The following is a 17,183-nucleotide window of genomic DNA, read 5'->3' on the forward strand; positions in this document are numbered from 1 at the left end:
CTTTTGTGGGGCGGTCGGTGGCGCGGCGCGCTCAGACTTTCGTCAGCCAGTGCGCGTACTTCGCGTTCTTGCCCGACACGATATCGAAAAATGCCGACTGGAGCTTTTCCGTGACCGGGCCGCGGGCGCCGCTGCCGATCGTGCGGTTGTCGAGCTCGCGGATCGGCGTGACTTCGGCGGCCGTGCCCGTGAAGAACGCTTCGTCGGCCGTGTAGACCTCGTCGCGCGTGATGCGCTTCTCGATCACCTCGATGCCGGCGTCCTTCGCGAGCGTGATGATCGTGTCGCGCGTGATGCCATCGAGGCACGACGACAGGTCGGGCGTGTACAGCCTGCCGTTGTTCACGAGGAAGAAGTTCTCGCCGGAGCCTTCCGACACGTAGCCGTCGACGTCGAGCAGCAGCGCTTCGTCGTAGCCGTCGGCGGTCGCTTCCTGGTTCGCGAGGATCGAGTTCACGTACCAGCCCGACGCCTTCGCGCGCACCATGGACACGTTCACGTGGTGGCGCGTGAACGACGACGTCTTCACGCGGATACCCTTCGCGAGGCCGTCCTCGCCGAGATATGCGCCCCACGGCCATGCGGCGATCGCGACGTGGATCGTGTTGCCCTTCGCCGACACGCCGAGCTTTTCCGAGCCGACCCAGATGATCGGGCGCAGGTAGCACGACTCGAGCTTGTTCTCGCGCACGACTTCGAGCTGCGCGGCTTCGAGCGTTTCGCGGTCGAACGGCACGTCCATCTGGAAGATCTTCGCCGAATTCAGCAGACGTTTGGTGTGCTCGCGCAGACGGAAGATCGCGGTGCTGCCGTCGGCCGTCTTGTACGCACGCACGCCCTCGAAGACGCCCATGCCGTAGTGCAGCGTATGGGTCAGGACGTGGATCTTGGCGTCGCGCCAGTCGATCAGCTTGCCGTCCATCCAGATCTTGCCGTCGCGGTCGGCCATTGACATAGGATTCTCCTGGGAAGCGGTTGTACAGCGGGTTGTGTGCAGCATTGAGCCGGAAAGACGCTTATTTTAGCGTCATTTGAAGGCGATCCGGTCGGTCGGCACAGGGCCGGCGCTATAATCGCCCGGTACCGATTCCAATAACGACGGGTCGTACCGGCAGGAGGCGCCGGCGGCCCGACGAACCGCCCGCCGCGGCCCGTTTCCCATGCTCGCTCGATTCTCCGCCACCGACCGCTTCGCGCTGATCCAGGGCGCGCGCGACTATTCCCCGACACTGATGGCGATCCTGTCCTGGGGGCTCGTCACCGGGGTCGCGATGAGCAAGTCGGTGATGACGCTCGGGCAGGCGAGCGCGATGTCGATCTTCGTCTATGCGGGCTCGTCGCAGCTCGCGGTGCTGCCGCTTCTCGTCGCGAAGCTGCCGATCTGGACGATCCTGCTCACGGCCACGATGGTCAACATGCGCTTCGTGATCTTCAGCGCCGGGCTTGCGCCCCATTTTTCCTACCTGCCGCTGTGGTGGCGCCTCGCGATCGGCTATTTCAACGGCGACGTGATCTACCTGCTGTTCCAGAAACAGGGCTTCGCGTACGGCCACGTGCCGGGCAAGGAGGCCTATTTCTGGGGGATGGCGCTCGCCAGCTGGGCGTCGTGGCAGGTGTCGTCGCTCGCCGGCATCCTGCTCGCGAGCTTCGTTCCCGCGAGCTGGGGGCTGGAGCTGGCCGGCACGCTCGCGCTGCTTCCGATCATGGTGTCGGCGGTCGCGAACCGCTCGACGCTCGCGGCCGTCGTGGTGGCGGGCATCGTGTCGCTGATCGCGTTCGACCTGCCGTACCGGCTCGCGCTGCCGATCGCGGTGCTGGCCGCGCTCGCGGCCGGGTGCACGGCCGATTTCTTCGTCGAACGCGCCGACTGGCGCCGCATCCGCACCGAAACCGTGCACGAAAAGGAAATCGAATGAGCGCGACGGAAATCTGGATCGTGATCGTCGGGATGACGATCGTCACGGCCGTCACGCGCGCGCTGTTCCTGATCGGCGGCGAACGCACCGTGCTGCCCGAGCGCGCGCAGCGCGCGCTGCGCTACGCGCCGGCCGCCGCGCTCGTCGCGGTCGTGCTGCCCGACGTGCTCGAAACGCCCGCCGGGCTGTCGTTCGCGCTGTCCAACCATCCGTTCTACGCCGCGCTCGCGGGTCTCGGCTGGTTTTTGTGGCGGCGCAGCATGCTCGGCACGATCATCGTCGGGATGCTCGTCTTCACCGTGCTGCGGCTGATCGTCTGACGAATCGCCGTGCCCGCCCACCGGGTGCCGGCCGCTGGCGAGCATCTATTGTTGCGTTGCGGAAACGTGTTGACGGCCGTGCGCGATCCCAAATAGGCGGAATTCGCCGCCGCACGGGTCAGTCTGCCGGGTGGATCGGCTAGAATGCCCGTTCGAGATTTTTTACCCGTGCGCGTCATGCGAACCGCCAGCCACGGCCGCATCCGGCGCCCTTTCGCGGCAGCCCGCGCACGTCCAGCGTGAACCCCCTTTCCCCATCCACTACTTCAATCTGTTCAACATGAGCCAAGTCAAGCGTCTTACCGACCTGATCGCCGCCGGCCAGCTCGCCGGCAAGCGGGTGTTCATCCGCGCCGACCTGAACGTCCCGCAGGACGATCACGGCAACATCACCGAAGACACGCGCGTGCGCGCGTCCGTGCCGGCCATCCAGGCCGCGCTCGACGCCGGCGCGGCCGTGATGGTCACGTCGCACCTCGGTCGTCCGACCGAAGGCGAATTCAAGCCGGAAGATTCGCTCGCGCCGGTCGCGAAGCGCCTCGCCGAGTTGCTCGGCCGCGACGTGCCGCTCGTCTCGAACTGGGTCGAGAACGGCGTGAACGTCGCGCCGGGCCAGGTCGTGCTGCTCGAGAACTGCCGCGTGAACAAGGGCGAGAAGAAGAATTCGGACGAGCTCGCGCAAAAGATGGCGAAGCTCTGCGACGTCTACGTGAACGACGCGTTCGGCACCGCGCACCGCGCGGAAGCGACCACCCACGGGATCGCGAAGTACGCGCCGGTCGCGTGCGCGGGCCCGCTGCTGGCCGCCGAACTCGACGCACTGGGCAAGGCGCTCGGCAACCCGGCTCGCCCGCTGGTGGCGATCGTCGCCGGTTCGAAGGTGTCGACCAAGCTGACGATCCTCAAGTCGCTGGCCGGCAAGGTCGACCAGTTGATCGTCGGTGGCGGCATTGCGAACACGTTCATGCTCGCGGCCGGCCTGTCGATCGGCAAGTCGCTCGCGGAAGCCGATCTCGTTGCCGAGGCGAAGGCGATCATCGACGAAGCGCGCGAGCGCGGCGCGTCGGTGCCGATCCCGACCGACGTCGTGACGGCCAAGGAATTCTCGCCGACGGCCGCGGCCACGGTGAAGCAGGTCGCCGACATCGAAGCGGACGACATGATCCTCGACATCGGCCCGGATACGGCCAAGGCGCTCGCGAGCCAGCTCGAGAAGGCCGGCACGATCGTGTGGAACGGCCCGGTCGGCGTGTTCGAGTTCGACCAGTTCGGCAACGGCACCAAGACGCTCGCGGAAGCGATCGCGAAATCGTCCGCGTTCTCGATCGCGGGCGGCGGCGACACGCTCGCGGCCATCGCGAAGTACGGCATCCATGACCAGGTCAGCTACATCTCGACGGGCGGCGGCGCCTTCCTCGAGTTCCTCGAGGGGAAGAAGCTGCCGGCGGTGGAAGTGCTGGAAACGCGGGCGGCCTGAGCGTGGCGGCGCGCGCAGGGGTGACGAGGGCCGCGCGCTCCGCGAAAGCGGAGCAGCCGGCCGGCGCGGGCAAGCGCAAACGCGCGCCCGCGCGGGCGAACTCGACCCCGCGTGCACCGGCGGCCGCCGGCGACGCGGCCGTGCAGCACCACGAAATTCAGAACAAAGCGATGCCGGGCGCAAGCACCGGCACGCCCCCCGGAACGGCCGCCGCTGGGCCCGCCGATTCCGGCTCTCGCAGCGTTTCACCCAGCGCATCCACCTTGATCCAGATGAGGAGTTTCATGCAGCGCGCCACCAAGATAGTCGCCACGATCGGCCCGGCTTCCAGTTCGCCGGAGATTCTGCTGCAGATGATGCAGGCGGGCCTCGACGTCGTGCGGCTCAACTTTTCGCACGGCACGGCCGACGATCACCGCCAGCGCGCCGAGATGGTGCGCGAGGCCGCCCGCAAGGTCGGCCGCGAGATCGCGATCATGGCCGACCTCCAGGGCCCGAAGATCCGCGTCGGCAAGTTCGAGAACGGCAAGACGACCCTCGTGCCGGGCCAGGCCTTCATCCTCGACGCGGGCTGTGAGCTCGGCAACGACGAGCGCGTCGGCCTCGACTACAAGGAACTGCCGCGCGACCTGAAGCCGGGCGACCTGCTGCTGCTGAACGACGGCCTGATCGTGCTGACCGTCGAGCGCGTGCTCGGCGAAGAGATCCACACGATCGTCAAGGTGGGCGGCGAGCTGTCGAACAACAAGGGGATCAACCGCCAGGGCGGCGGCCTGTCGGCGCCCGCGCTGACCGCGAAGGACATGGAGGACATCCGCACGGCGATGTCGCTCGGCGCGGATCTGGTCGCGGTGTCGTTCCCGAAGAACGCCACCGACATGGAAATGGCGCGCCAGCTCGCGAACATCGCGGGCGCGCCTTACGGCATCAAGCCGAAGATGATCGCTAAGATCGAGCGCGCCGAGGCGATTCCGGCGCTGCAGAGCATTCTCGACGCGTCCGACGGCATCATGGTCGCGCGCGGCGACCTCGCGGTGGAAGTCGGCAACGCGGCCGTGCCGGCGCTGCAGAAGCGGATGATCCGGATGGCGCGCGAGTCGAACAAGCTCGTGATCACCGCGACGCAAATGATGGAGTCGATGATCCACGCGCCGGTGCCGACCCGCGCGGAGGTCTCGGACGTCGCGAACGCGGTGCTCGACGGCACCGACGCGGTGATGCTGTCGGCCGAGACGGCCGCCGGCAAGTACCCGGTCGTCACGATCGAGACGATGGCGGCCGTGTGCGTCGAGGCGGAAAAGTCGGAACACGTCGAGCTGGACAAGGATTTCCTCGACCGCACGTTCACGCGGATCGACCAGTCGATCGCGATGGGCGCGCTGTTCACCGCGTATCACCTGGGCGCGAAGGCGATCATCGCGCTGACCGAATCGGGCGCGACCGCGCTGTGGATGTCGCGCCACTACACGCACGTGCCGATCTTCGCGCTGACGCCGCGCGTCGGCAGCGAGCGCACGATGGCGCTGTACCGCAACGTGACGCCGCTGCACGTCGATTTCAACAGCGATCGCGATTCGGCGCTGCAGGCGGCGCTGGAGCTCGTCGTCAAGCAGGGCTACGTGCAGCACGGCGACATGGTCGTGCTGACCGTCGGCGAGCCGATGGGGCAAGCGGGCGGCACCAACACGCTGAAGATCGTGCGGGTCGGCGAGCACTATTGAGCACCGGCATGCATCGGGCCGGTCCGTTCGGTCCGTTGGCCGGTCCACCGGCCGCCCGAGCCGATCGGGCACCATTTTTTTGACGAAAGCCGCGCGGGGTCCGATGCCCCGCGCGGCTTTTTTTCTGTTTTTTGCCTGGATTGTGCCGTGCGAAGGTAACAAATTGCGAGTACGCGCCACCGGCCGGTCGGAATCGGAGGCGCTTCGCGATAAAATGCGGCTATTCGACGCTCAGCCGCGCCGTGCCGCCCCGGTTTCGACGGGGAGCGAGCGCCGCGCCGGCGTCAGGGCGCACCGGTTTTCATTCCAAGGAGTTCCACAATGCCTCTCGTATCAATGCGTCAATTGCTGGACCACGCGGCAGAGCACGGTTACGGCCTGCCGGCCTTCAACGTGAACAACCTGGAGCAGGTCCAGGCGATCATGGCGGCGGCGGATCAGGTCGGCGCGCCCGTGATCATGCAGGCATCGGCCGGCGCGCGTAAGTACGCTGGCGAGCCGTTCCTGCGCCACCTGATCGAAGCAGCGGTCGAGTCGTATCCGCACATCCCGGTCGTGATGCACCAGGACCACGGCCAGTCGCCGGCCGTGTGCATGGGCGCGATCCGCAGCGGCTTCACCAGCGTGATGATGGACGGTTCGCTCGAAGCCGACGGCAAGACGGTCGCCTCGTACGAATACAACGTCGACGTGTCGCGCAAGGTCGTCGAGATGGCGCACTCGATCGGCGTGACGGTCGAAGCCGAACTCGGCGTGCTCGGCTCGCTCGAGACGATGAAGGGCGACAAGGAAGACGGCCATGGCGCGGAAGGCACGATGACCCGCGAGCAACTGCTGACCGATCCGGAGCAGGCCGCCGACTTCGTGAAGCTCACGCAGTGCGACGCGCTCGCGATCGCGATCGGCACGTCGCACGGCGCGTACAAGTTCTCGAAGAAGCCGACGGGCGACATCCTGTCGATCCAGCGCATCAAGGAAATTCACGCACGCATCCCGAACACGCACCTGGTGATGCACGGTTCGTCGTCGGTGCCGCAGGAACTGCTGGCCGAGATCCGCGAATTCGGCGGCGACATGAAGGAAACCTACGGCGTGCCGGTCGAGGAAATCCAGGAAGGCATCAAGCACGGCGTGCGCAAGATCAACATCGACACCGACCTGCGTCTCGCGATCACCGGCGCGATCCGCCGCTACCTGTTCGAGAACCCGGGCAAGTTCGATCCGCGCGACTACCTGAAGCCCGCGCGTGAAGCGGCGAAGCAGGTGTGTGTCGACCGCTACCTCGCGTTCGGCTGCGAAGGCCAGGCCGCGAAGATCAAGCCGGTGTCGCTCGACAAGATCGCCGAGCAGTACAAGTCCGGCGCACTCGCGCAGGTCGTGCGCTGAGATGTAGTACGATTGCCGCGCCGAAAGGCTGAGGCAAGGCTGTCCGGCCGGATTTGATCCGGCCCCGCAGCCGCTCCGTCCGGCCGAACGAGGGCCGGCCGGCAACCGCCCGGGCGCTGTCGCCCGCCGGTTCGCCGACGCATTGCAAGACCGCCGTTCCCGCCTGCCGCGGGGAACGGCGTTTCCCTTTTTGTTTGGCTCCTTATCTGCGAAAAGACGATGTCTACCCTTTACGAATCCACGCTCCGCTCGCTGCCGCTCCTCGGTCGCGGCAAGGTCCGCGACAACTACGCGGTCGGCAACGACAAGCTCCTGATCGTCACGACGGATCGCCTGTCGGCATTCGACGTGATCATGGGTGAGCCGATTCCGAACAAGGGTCGCGTGTTGAACCAGATGGCGAACTTCTGGTTCGACAAGCTCGCGCACATCGTGCCGAACCACCTGACGGGCGACGCGCCGGAAGCGGTCGTCTCGGCCGACGAGGTCGAGCAGGTCAAGGGGCGCGGCGTGGTCGTCAAGCGCCTCGAGCCGATCATGATCGAGGCGGTCGTGCGCGGCTACCTGGCGGGCAGCGGCTGGAAGGAATACCAGGCGTCGGGCGCCGTGTGCGGCGTGAAGCTGCCGGAAGGCCTGCAGAACGCGCAGAAGCTGCCCGAGCCGATCTTCACGCCGGCCGCGAAGGCCGAGATGGGCGAGCACGACGAGAACATCACGTTCGAGGAAACCGAGCGCCGCATCGGCACCGAGCTGGCCGCGACGATCCGCGACATCTCGATCCGCCTGTACAAGGAAGCGGCCGATTACGCGGCGACGCGCGGCATCATCATCGCCGACACGAAGTTCGAATTCGGCCTCGACAATCACGGCAAGCTGTACCTGATGGACGAGGTGCTGACGGCCGATTCGTCGCGCTTCTGGCCGGCCGACCAGTACCAGGTCGGCACCAACCCGCCGTCGTTCGACAAGCAGTTCGTGCGCGACTGGCTCGAGGCGCAGCCGTGGGGCAAGACCGCGCCGGCACCGGCACTGCCGGCCGACGTCGTCGAGAAGACGGCCGCGAAGTACCAGGAAGCGCTCGAGCGCATCACCGGCCAGCCGCTCGCCTGAAGGAAGGAACGCACGAAATGAGTGAAGTCCAGACTGCCCACACGCACAGCGCGCCGCTCGTCGGCGTGCTGATGGGTTCGAGTTCCGACTGGGACGTGATGAAGAACGCGGTCGCGATCCTGCAGGAATTCGGCGTACCGTACGAAGCGAAGGTCGTGTCCGCGCACCGGATGCCCGACGAGATGTTCGACTATGCGGAGAAGGCGCGCGAGCGCGGACTGCGCGCGATCATCGCTGGCGCCGGCGGTGCCGCGCACCTGCCCGGCATGCTGGCCGCGAAAACCACGGTGCCGGTGCTCGGCGTACCGGTCGCGAGCAAGTACCTGAAGGGCGTCGATTCGCTGCACTCGATCGTGCAGATGCCGAAGGGCGTGCCGGTCGCGACGTTCGCGATCGGCGAGGCCGGCGCTGCGAATGCCGCTCTGTTCGCGGTGTCGATCCTGTCCGGCACGTCGGTCGACTACGCGAACCGGCTCGCCGCGTTCCGCGTGCGACAGAACGAAGCCGCGCACGCGATGGTGCTGCCGCCGCTCGCGTGACGGCGCACCGGCGGCCGCACTGCCATTCCCGCGGCCGCCTGATCCTCATCACTGCGGCGGGCGGCGCCCGCCGCGACCGAACACTGACATGACCGCAACTCCTGATTCCGTTTCCCCGATCCTGCCCGGCGCGTGGCTGGGCATGGTCGGCGGTGGCCAGCTCGGCCGCATGTTCTGCTTTGCCGCCCAGTCGATGGGCTATCGCGTCGCCGTGCTCGATCCCGATCCGACGAGCCCCGCCGGCGCGGTCGCCGACCGTCACCTGCGCGCGGCCTACGACGACGAAGCGGCGCTCGCCGAACTGGCCGCGCTGTGCGAGGCCGTGTCGACGGAATTCGAGAACGTGCCGGCCGCGAGCCTCGATTTCCTCGCGCGCACGACGTTCGTTGCGCCGGCCGGCCGCTGCGTCGCGGTCGCGCAGGACCGGATCGCGGAGAAGCGTTTCATCGAGGCGTCGGGTGTGCCGGTCGCACCGCACGTCGTGATCGAATCGGCGGCGACGCTCGCCGCGCTCGACGACGCCGCGCTCGACGCGGTGCTGCCGGGCATCCTGAAGACGGCGCGTCTCGGTTACGACGGCAAGGGCCAGGTGCGCGTGAGCACCGCGCGGGAAGCGCGCGACGCGCATGCGTCGCTCGGCGGCGTGCCGTGCGTGCTCGAAAAGCGCCTGCCGCTGAAATACGAAGTGTCCGCGCTGATCGCGCGCGGCGCGGACGGCCGCTCGGCCGCATTCCCGCTCGCGCAGAACGTGCATCACAACGGCATCCTCGCGCTGACCGTCGTGCCGGCCCCGGCCGCCGATGCCGCACGCGTCGAGGAGGCGCAGCAGGCAGCCGTCCGGATCGCCGATACGCTCGGCTACGTCGGCGTGCTCTGCGTCGAATTCTTCGTGCTGGAAGACGGCTCGTTCGTCGCGAACGAAATGGCGCCACGCCCGCACAACTCCGGCCACTACACGGTCGATGCGTGCGCAACGAGCCAGTTCGAGCAGCAGGTGCGCGCGATGACGCGCATGCCGCTCGGCAACCCGCGCCAGCATTCGCCGGCCGCGATGCTGAACATCCTCGGCGACGTGTGGTTCCCGAACGGTGGCGCAGCCGACGCCGTCACGCCGCCGTGGGACACGGTCGCCGCCATGCCGGCCGCGCACCTGCACCTGTACGGCAAGGAAGAAGCGCGCGTCGGGCGCAAGATGGGCCACGTGAACTTCACGGCCGAGACGCGCGACGAAGCCGTCGCTGCCGCCACCGCGTGCGCGCAGCTGCTGCGCGTGCCGCTCGACTGAGGCGCCAGCCGATGTCCATCGATCTCCCGACCTCCGTGACGCCCGCGCAGATCGACGCGGCTGCCGCGCTGCTCGACGCGGGGCAACTCGTCGCATTCCCGACCGAAACCGTGTACGGGCTCGGCGGCGACGCGGCGAATCCCGAGGCCGTCGCGCGCATCTACGCGGCGAAGGGGCGCCCGGCGAACCATCCGGTGATCGTGCACCTGCCGCCCGGCGGCGATCCCGGTTACTGGGCCGAAGACCTGCCGGCCGATGCGCAGGCGCTGATCGATGCATTCTGGCCGGGCCCGCTGACGCTGATCCTGAAGCGCCATGCGCGCATTCCGGACGCCGTGAGCGGCGGCCAGGATTCGGTCGGCCTGCGCTGTCCGTCGCATCCGGTCGCGCAGGCGCTGCTGGCCGCGTTCAGTGCGCGGCGCGGCGGCCACGGCGGCGTCGCCGCCCCGTCCGCGAACCGCTTCGGCCACGTGAGCCCGACCACCGCTCAACACGTGCGCGACGAATTCGGCGACGCCGTGCACGTACTCGATGGCGGCCCGTCGGAAGTCGGCATCGAATCGACGATCCTCGACCTGTCGCGTGGCTTCCCGGCGCTGCTGCGCCCGGGCCACGTGACGCCGCAGCAGATTGCCGACGTGCTCGGCCGCGCGCCGCGCCTGCCCGACGGCAGCGACGCGACCGCGCCGCGCGCGTCGGGCACGCTGAAGGCCCATTACGCGCCGCGCACGCCGCTCGCGCTGCTGCCGTTCGATGCACTCGAGCTACTGCTCGCGGCCGCGCAGACCGACGGCGAACGTGTCGCGCTCGTCGCGCGCGCGTCGCGCGCGGGACGCTGGGCGCACGCCGACGGCGTGCATTTCGTCGCGGCGCCGGAAGATCCGCAGGCGTATGCGCGCGACCTGTACGGCATGCTGCGCGCGCTCGACCGCGCGCAGGTCGCACGTATCCTCGTCGAGAAACTGCCCGAGACCGTCGAATGGATCGCGGTCAACGATCGCCTCGGTCGTGCGGCCGCCGCGTTCGAAGCGCGCGACTGACGCAGCCGTTCGTATCCGCTCGTGAAATGAAAAACGCCCGACCGGCGAATCGGTCGGGCGTTTTCGTTTGTGCGCGTGGCGCTCGGCTTACTTGCCGACGCCCGAGGCCGCGATCTGCTGCTCGACGTACTGCGCGAACAGCGCGTGCAAGCGCGTCGTCGGGTGGACCAAGTCGGCGAACATGTAGGTCTGGTCCGCGTTGGCGGTCGTGTAGGTCTGCGGCGAGCAGAACAGCGACGAGCCGAAGGCGGTTGCATCCGCGACGCCGTACTGGGTCGCCGCCGCGACCATCGCCTTCAGGTTGCATGCGGTGTCGGTGTTCGACACGCTGAAGCCGTTCGCCTGGTAGTTGGCCGCGATGCCGTCCTGCCACTTGAACGCGTCGACCACGGCGTACTTCGTCGTGTCGACCTTCAGCGCGGCGAGCGTGCCGACCAGCGTCTGGTTGAACAGCCCCGACAGTTGCGTGAATGCGGCCTGCGTCTGCGCGCCGCCCTGCAGCGCGAGCGGCGTGCCGCCGATGTCCGGCACCGTCGCGACGAACACGTGCGACGCGCCCGCCGCGACGATCTGCTGGACGATGCCGCCGAGCTGCTGCGCGGCGAGGCCGATCGCCTGCGCGGCCGCGAGCTGCGCGGCCGGCGTGTTGCCCTGCGCCTGCGCGACCTGTGCCTGATAGAAGATGTCGTTGGCGCCGCCGTTGACCAGCACGATCTGGCCCGCGTTGAAGCTGCCGTGCTGCGTCAGGTATTGCTTGACCTGGTCGGCGATCGGCGTCGTCGTGGCCTGTGCGTAGTCGGCGTTCGGCACGCTCGAGGCCGCGTGGCCGAGACCCGGTTGCAGCGTCACGCGCGAGCCGCCCTGCGCGTAGCCGAGGCCGCCCGTGGCCTGCAGCGGAATGCCGAAGCCGCCCTGGTTCGCCGGCTGCAGCGTGTCGCCGTAATACTGCGCGACGTCCTGCGTCCACACCTGGCCGGGGTTGGTCGTGAAGCGGCCGCCGCCGAAGCCGAGCTTGATCTGCGAGTAGGTGCCGGCGTCCGACAGGCTGTCGCCGAACGACACGACCTGCATCTTCACGCCGGACGGCGGCGTGTTCGACGCGCTGCTGTTGTTGTCGTCACCGCCGCCGCACGCGGCGAGCAGGGCGAGCGCGGCGCCCGCGATCGCGACCTGCACGGTGCGCAGCAGGCGTTGACGGTTGCGCGACGGGAATTGTTGTTGTGACTGCATCGTTCGATCTCCTCGTAGATATGGCCCGATGTGTTTCTCATCTGCCGCGCGCCTGCTCGGATCCGGGCTGCGCGGCGGCCGTTGGCTGAAACGGTTATTGGTCGCGCACGGCCGCAAGCGGCACGGTGCGCGGATCGTGGTTTGCGGCCTCGGCAATCCGCGCATGATAAGCGCTCGCCCATTCGGGCGGGCCGAAAATCGCGCGCAGCTTGTTGCGCCATCCGTGGACGCGCAACGCGTCGGCCGCCATCGACACCCACTCGTGAAACGTCGCGACGAGCGGGTTGTTCGAGCCGAGCGGCTCGACGATCCCGTATTGCGGCGGATCGTCGGGCGACTCCTCGACGTAGCTGCCGAACAGGCGGTCCCAGATCACGAGCACACCTGCGTAATTGCGGTCGATGTAGCGGGGGTTGCGTGCATGGTGCGCGCGATGGATCGACGGCGTGTTGAGCACGTATTCGAGCCAGCCGAGCTTGCCGATCGCCTGCGTGTGCACGAAGAACTGGAACGCGAGGTTGATCAGCACGATGCCGACGATCTGTTGCGGCGGAAAGCCGACGAACGCGAGCGGCAGCCAGAACGCCCACATGCCTGCGACGGGATACATCAGGCTCTGCCGGAACGCGGTCGAGAAATTCATCCGCTCGGACGAGTGATGCACGACGTGCGCGGCCCACAGCCAGCGCACGCGATGGCTCGCGCGATGGAACACGTAGTAGAGGAAGTCCTGGCCGACGAACAGCACGGCGAACGACAGCCAGCCGTCGTGCCACGTGAACAGCCGGAAATGTGCGTAGCAGTACGCATAAACGGGGATCACGAACAGCCACGCGAGCTTGTCGGCGCCCTGGTGCATCAGTGCGAGTGCCGCGTTGCACAGCGTGTCGCGCCACGCATAGACATGGTCCTGCGCACGCGTGCGGGCGAGGTGCCAGGCTTCCCACGCGATGCAGAGCAGGAAGACGGGCGCCAGCGCGAGCAGAAGCAATTCGACGTCGAATCGCATGGACGTGTCTCCTCCTTTCCCCTGCAAGCCGTGAGGCCGGGCGTACGGCCCGTTGTAGATATCGGTCAGGCCAACAGCCTACGCAATCGCCACGCGCTAGGCGAGGGGGCAGCGTAGAGGGTTCCCTCTGAGGACAGGGTTTCTACGGAAGTCATGCGGAACGGGGCCTCGCGGTGCGGCCCCGTTTTGCGGGCACATCTGGCGGGCCGTGCGCGGCGCGCCGGCGGCCGAGGCCGTTTCAAACCGCACGGGGCGAAATCCCCGAGGACGGGGCGCCCGATGCACGGTGTCTCCCCGCGAATCGACGCACGCCGACAGCGTGGCATGCGTGCGCCGCGCCGCGGCGAGTACGTCGTCAGTGCGCGCCCGCGTAGATCCATTCGAGCAGCGTGTCGTGCGCGGCGCGCGCGGCTTCCGCGTGATCGTCGTTGATGAAACTGACGACGACGTAGCTCTGGCCGTCGGCGCCCGCGACGTAGCCCGCGATCGCGCGCACGTCGCGCAGCGTGCCGGTCTTGATGTGCGCGTTGCCGAGCACGCCGGCGTTGGTCAGGCGGTTCTTCATCGTGCCGTCGATGCCGGCGATCGGCAGCGAATCGATGAACGCCTGCGCGACGGGGCTCGCGTTCGCGGCCTGAAGCAGCGCAGCGAGCGACTGCGCGCTGACGTGCTCCTCGCGCGACAGGCCCGAGCCGTTCTCGAGGTCGAGGTCGGGCATCGCGATTCCGCTCTTCTGCAGGAACGCGTGAATCGCGTGGCTCGACTGCTCGGGGCTCGCGGGCGGCTTGCCGGCGGCTGCGCCGATCGTCAGGAACAGGTTGCGCGCCATCACGTTGTTGCTGAACTTGTTGATGTCGTAGACGATGCTGCCGAGCACGGGGCTGTGATGGACGGCGAGCGGGCGCGCGGTGGTCGGCACCTTGCCTTCGCTGACGGGGCCCGCGATCGTGCCGCCGTCCTGCTGCCACAGTGCGAGGAAGCCGCGCGTGAAGAACGTCGTGTGATCGAGGATCGCGAGGTTGGTCGTGTGCGCGCCGCAGCGCAGCGGATAGTCGCCGGCGAACGACGCGGTCATGATCCCGCTGCCGGCCGACAGTGTCGGACGCGCGGCGGCCGCCGCCGCGCCGCACGACCCGTTGCCTTCGACCAGCTGGTTGTCGATCGACAGGTTCGCGAGCGGCGGCAGCACGTCGACGGCGACCTTGCCGTCGTCGCCCGGCGTGACCGTGAACGACACGGCCTTGAACGCGTACAGCAGCGGATCGGGGCCGACGTTGTACGGTGCGCTCGCGTCGTCGTCGAACGACGGCAGGTCGCGCGTCGACGCGGCGAAATAGCTCTTGTCGAGCACGAGGCCGCCGGCCACGCGCTTGATGCCGGCCTTGCGGATCTTGTCGACGAGGTCGATCAGTTCCTCCGGTACGAGCTTCGGATCGCCGGTGCCCTTGATGTACAGGTTGCCCTGCAGCGTGCCGTCCGGATCGACCGGGCCGTCCGCGTACGCGGTGGTGCGCCAGCGGTAGTCGGGGCCGAGGATCGACAGGCCCGAGAAGGTCGTGACGAGCTTCATCGTCGACGCCGGCATCATCGGCCGGTTCGCATTCCATGCGATCAGCGGCTCGGGATCGCCGACGCGCTCGACCACAACGCTCATCGCCGAGGCCGGCACCTTCGCGCGCTGCAGCGCCACGAGCACGGACGCCGGCAGGCCGGCCGCCCGCGCGGCGGGCGACACGACGGCGGTCTTGCGCGCCTCCTTGTGGGACTTCTTGCGGGCCTGCGCGGACGGTGCGAACGCAAGGGCCGTGCAGGTGGCGACGACGGCGGCCGCGCGCAGGAAGGGGCGGGCGCGGGGGGCGAACCGGGCGGAAAGATCGGAAATCGGCATGGGCGAATACGGGAAAAGCACGGGATTCGGGCAGAGCGCGCGCGGCGCCGGAGCGCACATTGTAGAGACAAGTGCGGACACGCTCCCGGCGATCTGCCTTTCTGTTGCATTGCACGGGGCGCACGCGATTCGCGGCGCTACAATGGTCGCCATGTTTCACTCGCCCGATGGGTTCCAGCTCCGATGCGGATTCTGCTTGTTGAAGACGATCGAATGATTGCCGAGGGCGTACGCAAGGCGTTGCGCGCCGACGGCTTCGCAGTCGACTGGGTGCAGGACGGCGATGCCGCGCTCACGGCGCTCGGCGGCGAGACGTACGACCTGCTGCTGCTCGACCTCGGCCTGCCGAAGCGCGACGGCATCGACGTGCTGCGCACGCTGCGCGCGCGCGGGCTGTCGCTGCCGGTGCTGATCGTCACCGCGCGCGATGCGGTGGCCGATCGCGTGAAGGGGCTCGACGCGGGCGCCGACGACTACCTCGTCAAGCCGTTCGACCTCGACGAACTGGGCGCGCGGATGCGCGCGCTGATCCGCCGCCAGGCGGGGCGCAGCGAGTCGCTGATCCGTCACGGCGCGCTGACGCTCGATCCCGCGGCGCACCAGGTGACGCTCGACGGCGCGCCCGTCGCGCTGTCCGCGCGCGAGTTCGCGCTGCTCGAGGCGCTGCTCGCGCGGCCCGGTGCGGTGCTGTCGAAGAGTCAGCTCGAGGAAAAGATGTACGGCTGGGGCGAGGAGATCGGCAGCAACACGGTCGAGGTCTACATCCATGCGCTGCGCAAGAAGCTCGGTTCGGACCTGATCCGCAACGTGCGCGGGCTCGGCTACATGGTCGTCAAGGAAAGCTGACGCGTGAGGTCGATTCGTCATCAATTGCTGATCTGGCTGCTCGCGATCGTCGTCGCGGGCGTGGGCGCCGCGGGCTGGCTCATCTACCGGCAGGCGCTCGCCGAGGCGAACGAATTGTTCGACTACCAGCTGCAGGAAATCGCCGCGGCGCTGCCGTCCGAGCCGTTCTCGCAGGTGTTCGGTTCGCGCACCAACGGCGACGAGGGCATCGTGATCCAGATCTGGAACCGCAACGGCGTGCTGATGTACTTCTCGCATCCGCGTGCGCCGATCGCGCCGCGCGCGGAGCTCGGCTTCTCGACCGAGCGCACCGATCGCGGCGAATGGCGCGTGTACGGCGCGATCGTCGGCGACAACGTCGTGCAGCTCGCGCAGCCGCTGTCGGTGCGCAACCGGCTCGCGGCGAACGTGGCGCTGCGCACGCTGTGGCCGCTGATCGTGCTGCTGCCGTTCCTCGGCGCGGCGGTCTGGGTGATCGTCGGGCGCGGGCTCGCGCCGCTCGGCCGCGTGACGCGCGCGGTCGAGACGCGCCGGCCCGAAGCGCTCGATCCGCTACCCGATGCGCGCCTGCCGCTCGAGGTGCAGCCGCTCGTGCGTGCGCTGAACGGGCTGCTTGCGCGGCTGTCGGCGGCGCTCGATACGCAGAAGGCCTTCTTCGCCGATGCCGCGCACGAACTGCGCACGCCACTCGCGGCCGTGCAGATCCAGGCGCAGCTCGTCGCGCGCGCGAAGGACGATACGTCGCGCCGCGAGGCGGTCGCCGATCTGCAGGACGGCGTCACGCGCGCGACGCGCCTCGCCGAGCAGTTGCTCGCGCTGGCGCGTGCCGAACCGGACGGCGCCACGATGCGCGAGCCGGTCGACCTGCAGGCGCTGCTCGTCGAATGCGTGGCCGCGCATGCACCGCTCGCGCAACGGCACAGCATCGATCTCGGCTTCGAGGAGAGCTGCGCGGCGACCGTCGTCGCGGATGTCGGCGCGCTGCGCGTGATGTTCGGCAACCTGCTCGACAACGCGGTGAAGTACACGCCGGACGGCGGCCGCATCGACGTGTCGCTGACCCGCGACGCGGCCGGCCGCGTGTGCGTACAGATCGGCGACAGCGGCCCCGGCATCCCGGCGGACGAGCGCGAACGCGTGTTCGACCGCTTCTACCGGGACAGCTCCGCGCGGGCGCGCGCCGACGTGTCGGGCAGCGGGCTCGGGCTGGCGATCGTCAAGCGCGTCGCGGCGCAGCAGGGCGCGACGGTGACGCTCGGCGACGCGGCCGCAGGCGGCCTGCTCGTGAGCGTCGTGTTCCGAGACGCCGAGATGCCGGCGCAGGCGCCGCAGGTGTCCGAATCCGTATGACGAACCACGCGGGTGGCGGCCTAAGCCCCGTTTAAGGTCGATTAAGCCTCCTTTAAGTCAGGGTCG

At 68.4% G+C, this 17,183-nt stretch carries 16 protein-coding genes; 11 read left to right on the forward strand and 5 right to left on the reverse strand.

Translation table 11 applies throughout. The features are described from left to right. Positions 1–31 precede the first annotated feature (31 nt). Positions 32–955 (reverse strand): branched-chain amino acid transaminase, encoded by a 924-nt coding sequence (locus LGM71_RS20840; protein ID WP_226116228.1) that lies wholly within the window; start codon positions 953–955, stop codon positions 32–34. A 205-nt stretch (positions 956–1,160) separates the two neighbouring features. On the opposite strand from LGM71_RS20840, the gene LGM71_RS20845 reads away from it, so the two are divergent. The 3 genes from LGM71_RS20845 (at position 1,161) to LGM71_RS20855 (ending at position 3,713) form a co-directional block, all read left to right on the forward strand. Further along, a complete protein-coding gene (locus LGM71_RS20845; RefSeq protein WP_226116229.1) occupies positions 1,161–1,916 on the forward strand; it encodes an AzlC family ABC transporter permease in 756 nt (251 codons plus the stop codon). After that, positions 1,913–2,236, forward strand: coding sequence for an AzlD domain-containing protein (locus tag LGM71_RS20850; protein ID WP_226116230.1), 324 nt, complete (start codon positions 1,913–1,915; stop codon positions 2,234–2,236). Before LGM71_RS20845 ends, LGM71_RS20850 begins: the two co-directional genes overlap by 4 nt. A 280-nt stretch (positions 2,237–2,516) precedes the next feature. Beyond that, positions 2,517–3,713, forward strand: a complete 1,197-nt coding sequence (locus tag LGM71_RS20855) for a phosphoglycerate kinase (protein ID WP_006481732.1) — start codon at positions 2,517–2,519, stop codon at positions 3,711–3,713. 157 nt (positions 3,714–3,870) lie between these two features. Here LGM71_RS20855 and LGM71_RS33190 read toward each other — a convergent pair whose 3' ends face one another. Then, complete coding sequence (locus LGM71_RS33190; RefSeq protein ID WP_256097633.1) at positions 3,871–3,999, reverse strand: hypothetical protein; 129 nt, start codon at positions 3,997–3,999, stop codon at positions 3,871–3,873. Between LGM71_RS33190 and pyk the strand changes: the two genes are divergently transcribed. From pyk to LGM71_RS20885, 6 genes are all read left to right on the forward strand, one after another. Beyond that, complete coding sequence (gene pyk / locus LGM71_RS20860) at positions 3,998–5,434, forward strand: pyruvate kinase (protein WP_059607932.1); 1,437 nt, start codon at positions 3,998–4,000, stop codon at positions 5,432–5,434. The genes LGM71_RS33190 and pyk overlap by 2 nt on opposite strands. A 321-nt stretch (positions 5,435–5,755) precedes the next feature. Beyond that, positions 5,756–6,820, forward strand: a complete 1,065-nt coding sequence (fba, locus tag LGM71_RS20865) for a class II fructose-bisphosphate aldolase (RefSeq protein WP_014896168.1) — start codon at positions 5,756–5,758, stop codon at positions 6,818–6,820. A 219-nt stretch (positions 6,821–7,039) separates the two neighbouring features. Beyond that, on the forward strand, positions 7,040–7,930 hold the full coding sequence (locus LGM71_RS20870) for a phosphoribosylaminoimidazolesuccinocarboxamide synthase (RefSeq protein WP_059607933.1): 891 nt from the start codon (positions 7,040–7,042) through the stop codon (positions 7,928–7,930). A gap of 17 nt (positions 7,931–7,947) precedes the next feature. Beyond that, entirely contained in the window at positions 7,948–8,469 is a 522-nt protein-coding gene (purE, locus tag LGM71_RS20875) for a 5-(carboxyamino)imidazole ribonucleotide mutase (RefSeq protein WP_012364611.1), read from the forward strand. Positions 8,470–8,557: 88 nt separating this feature from the next. Then, a complete protein-coding gene (locus LGM71_RS20880; protein WP_226116231.1) occupies positions 8,558–9,754 on the forward strand; it encodes a 5-(carboxyamino)imidazole ribonucleotide synthase in 1,197 nt (398 codons plus the stop codon). An 11-nt stretch (positions 9,755–9,765) separates the two neighbouring features. Beyond that, on the forward strand, positions 9,766–10,794 hold the full coding sequence (locus tag LGM71_RS20885) for an L-threonylcarbamoyladenylate synthase (protein WP_226116232.1): 1,029 nt from the start codon (positions 9,766–9,768) through the stop codon (positions 10,792–10,794). An 87-nt stretch (positions 10,795–10,881) separates the two neighbouring features. Here the strand turns inward: LGM71_RS20885 and LGM71_RS20890 are convergent, their stop codons facing one another. From LGM71_RS20890 to dacB, 3 genes are all read right to left on the reverse strand, one after another. Beyond that, positions 10,882–12,024 carry an SGNH/GDSL hydrolase family protein gene (locus LGM71_RS20890; protein WP_175817104.1) on the reverse strand — a complete coding sequence of 381 codons (1,143 nt, stop codon included), beginning with the start codon at positions 12,022–12,024 and terminating at the stop codon, positions 10,882–10,884. Positions 12,025–12,118: 94 nt separating this feature from the next. Then, positions 12,119–13,033 (reverse strand): sterol desaturase family protein, encoded by a 915-nt coding sequence (locus LGM71_RS20895; RefSeq protein WP_226116233.1) that lies wholly within the window; start codon positions 13,031–13,033, stop codon positions 12,119–12,121. A gap of 355 nt (positions 13,034–13,388) precedes the next feature. Next, positions 13,389–14,921, reverse strand: a complete 1,533-nt coding sequence (gene dacB, locus LGM71_RS20900; protein ID WP_226116241.1) for a D-alanyl-D-alanine carboxypeptidase/D-alanyl-D-alanine-endopeptidase — start codon at positions 14,919–14,921, stop codon at positions 13,389–13,391. A gap of 183 nt (positions 14,922–15,104) precedes the next feature. Between dacB and LGM71_RS20905 the strand changes: the two genes are divergently transcribed. Together LGM71_RS20905 and LGM71_RS20910 are read left to right on the forward strand one after the other, a co-directional pair. After that, positions 15,105–15,767, forward strand: coding sequence for a response regulator (locus LGM71_RS20905; protein ID WP_059506787.1), 663 nt, complete (start codon positions 15,105–15,107; stop codon positions 15,765–15,767). 3 nt (positions 15,768–15,770) lie between these two features. After that, positions 15,771–17,117: an ATP-binding protein gene (locus LGM71_RS20910; RefSeq protein ID WP_226116243.1), complete on the forward strand. Its 1,347-nt coding sequence runs from the start codon at positions 15,771–15,773 to the stop codon at positions 17,115–17,117. Positions 17,118–17,183 lie beyond the last annotated feature (66 nt).

This window comes from Burkholderia sp. AU33545 (assembly GCF_020419685.1).
Classification (GTDB): domain Bacteria; phylum Pseudomonadota; class Gammaproteobacteria; order Burkholderiales; family Burkholderiaceae; genus Burkholderia; species Burkholderia diffusa.

What these genes read in the sequence shown, in the direction of transcription:
- LGM71_RS20840 (WP_226116228.1), bottom strand. Translation starts at nt 955, where the DNA reads ATGTCAATGGCCGACCGCGACGGCAAGATCTGGATGGACGGCAAGCTG.
- LGM71_RS20845 (WP_226116229.1), top strand. Translation starts at nt 1,161, where the DNA reads ATGCTCGCTCGATTCTCCGCCACCGACCGCTTCGCGCTGATCCAGGGC.
- LGM71_RS20850 (WP_226116230.1), top strand. Translation starts at nt 1,913, where the DNA reads ATGAGCGCGACGGAAATCTGGATCGTGATCGTCGGGATGACGATCGTC.
- LGM71_RS20855 (WP_006481732.1), top strand. Translation starts at nt 2,517, where the DNA reads ATGAGCCAAGTCAAGCGTCTTACCGACCTGATCGCCGCCGGCCAGCTC.
- pyk (WP_059607932.1), top strand. Translation starts at nt 3,998, where the DNA reads ATGCAGCGCGCCACCAAGATAGTCGCCACGATCGGCCCGGCTTCCAGT.
- LGM71_RS33190 (WP_256097633.1), bottom strand. Translation starts at nt 3,999, where the DNA reads ATGAAACTCCTCATCTGGATCAAGGTGGATGCGCTGGGTGAAACGCTG.
- fba (WP_014896168.1), top strand. Translation starts at nt 5,756, where the DNA reads ATGCCTCTCGTATCAATGCGTCAATTGCTGGACCACGCGGCAGAGCAC.
- LGM71_RS20870 (WP_059607933.1), top strand. Translation starts at nt 7,040, where the DNA reads ATGTCTACCCTTTACGAATCCACGCTCCGCTCGCTGCCGCTCCTCGGT.
- purE (WP_012364611.1), top strand. Translation starts at nt 7,948, where the DNA reads ATGAGTGAAGTCCAGACTGCCCACACGCACAGCGCGCCGCTCGTCGGC.
- LGM71_RS20880 (WP_226116231.1), top strand. Translation starts at nt 8,558, where the DNA reads ATGACCGCAACTCCTGATTCCGTTTCCCCGATCCTGCCCGGCGCGTGG.
- LGM71_RS20885 (WP_226116232.1), top strand. Translation starts at nt 9,766, where the DNA reads ATGTCCATCGATCTCCCGACCTCCGTGACGCCCGCGCAGATCGACGCG.
- LGM71_RS20890 (WP_175817104.1), bottom strand. Translation starts at nt 12,024, where the DNA reads ATGCAGTCACAACAACAATTCCCGTCGCGCAACCGTCAACGCCTGCTG.
- LGM71_RS20895 (WP_226116233.1), bottom strand. Translation starts at nt 13,033, where the DNA reads ATGCGATTCGACGTCGAATTGCTTCTGCTCGCGCTGGCGCCCGTCTTC.
- dacB (WP_226116241.1), bottom strand. Translation starts at nt 14,921, where the DNA reads ATGCCGATTTCCGATCTTTCCGCCCGGTTCGCCCCCCGCGCCCGCCCC.
- LGM71_RS20905 (WP_059506787.1), top strand. Translation starts at nt 15,105, where the DNA reads ATGCGGATTCTGCTTGTTGAAGACGATCGAATGATTGCCGAGGGCGTA.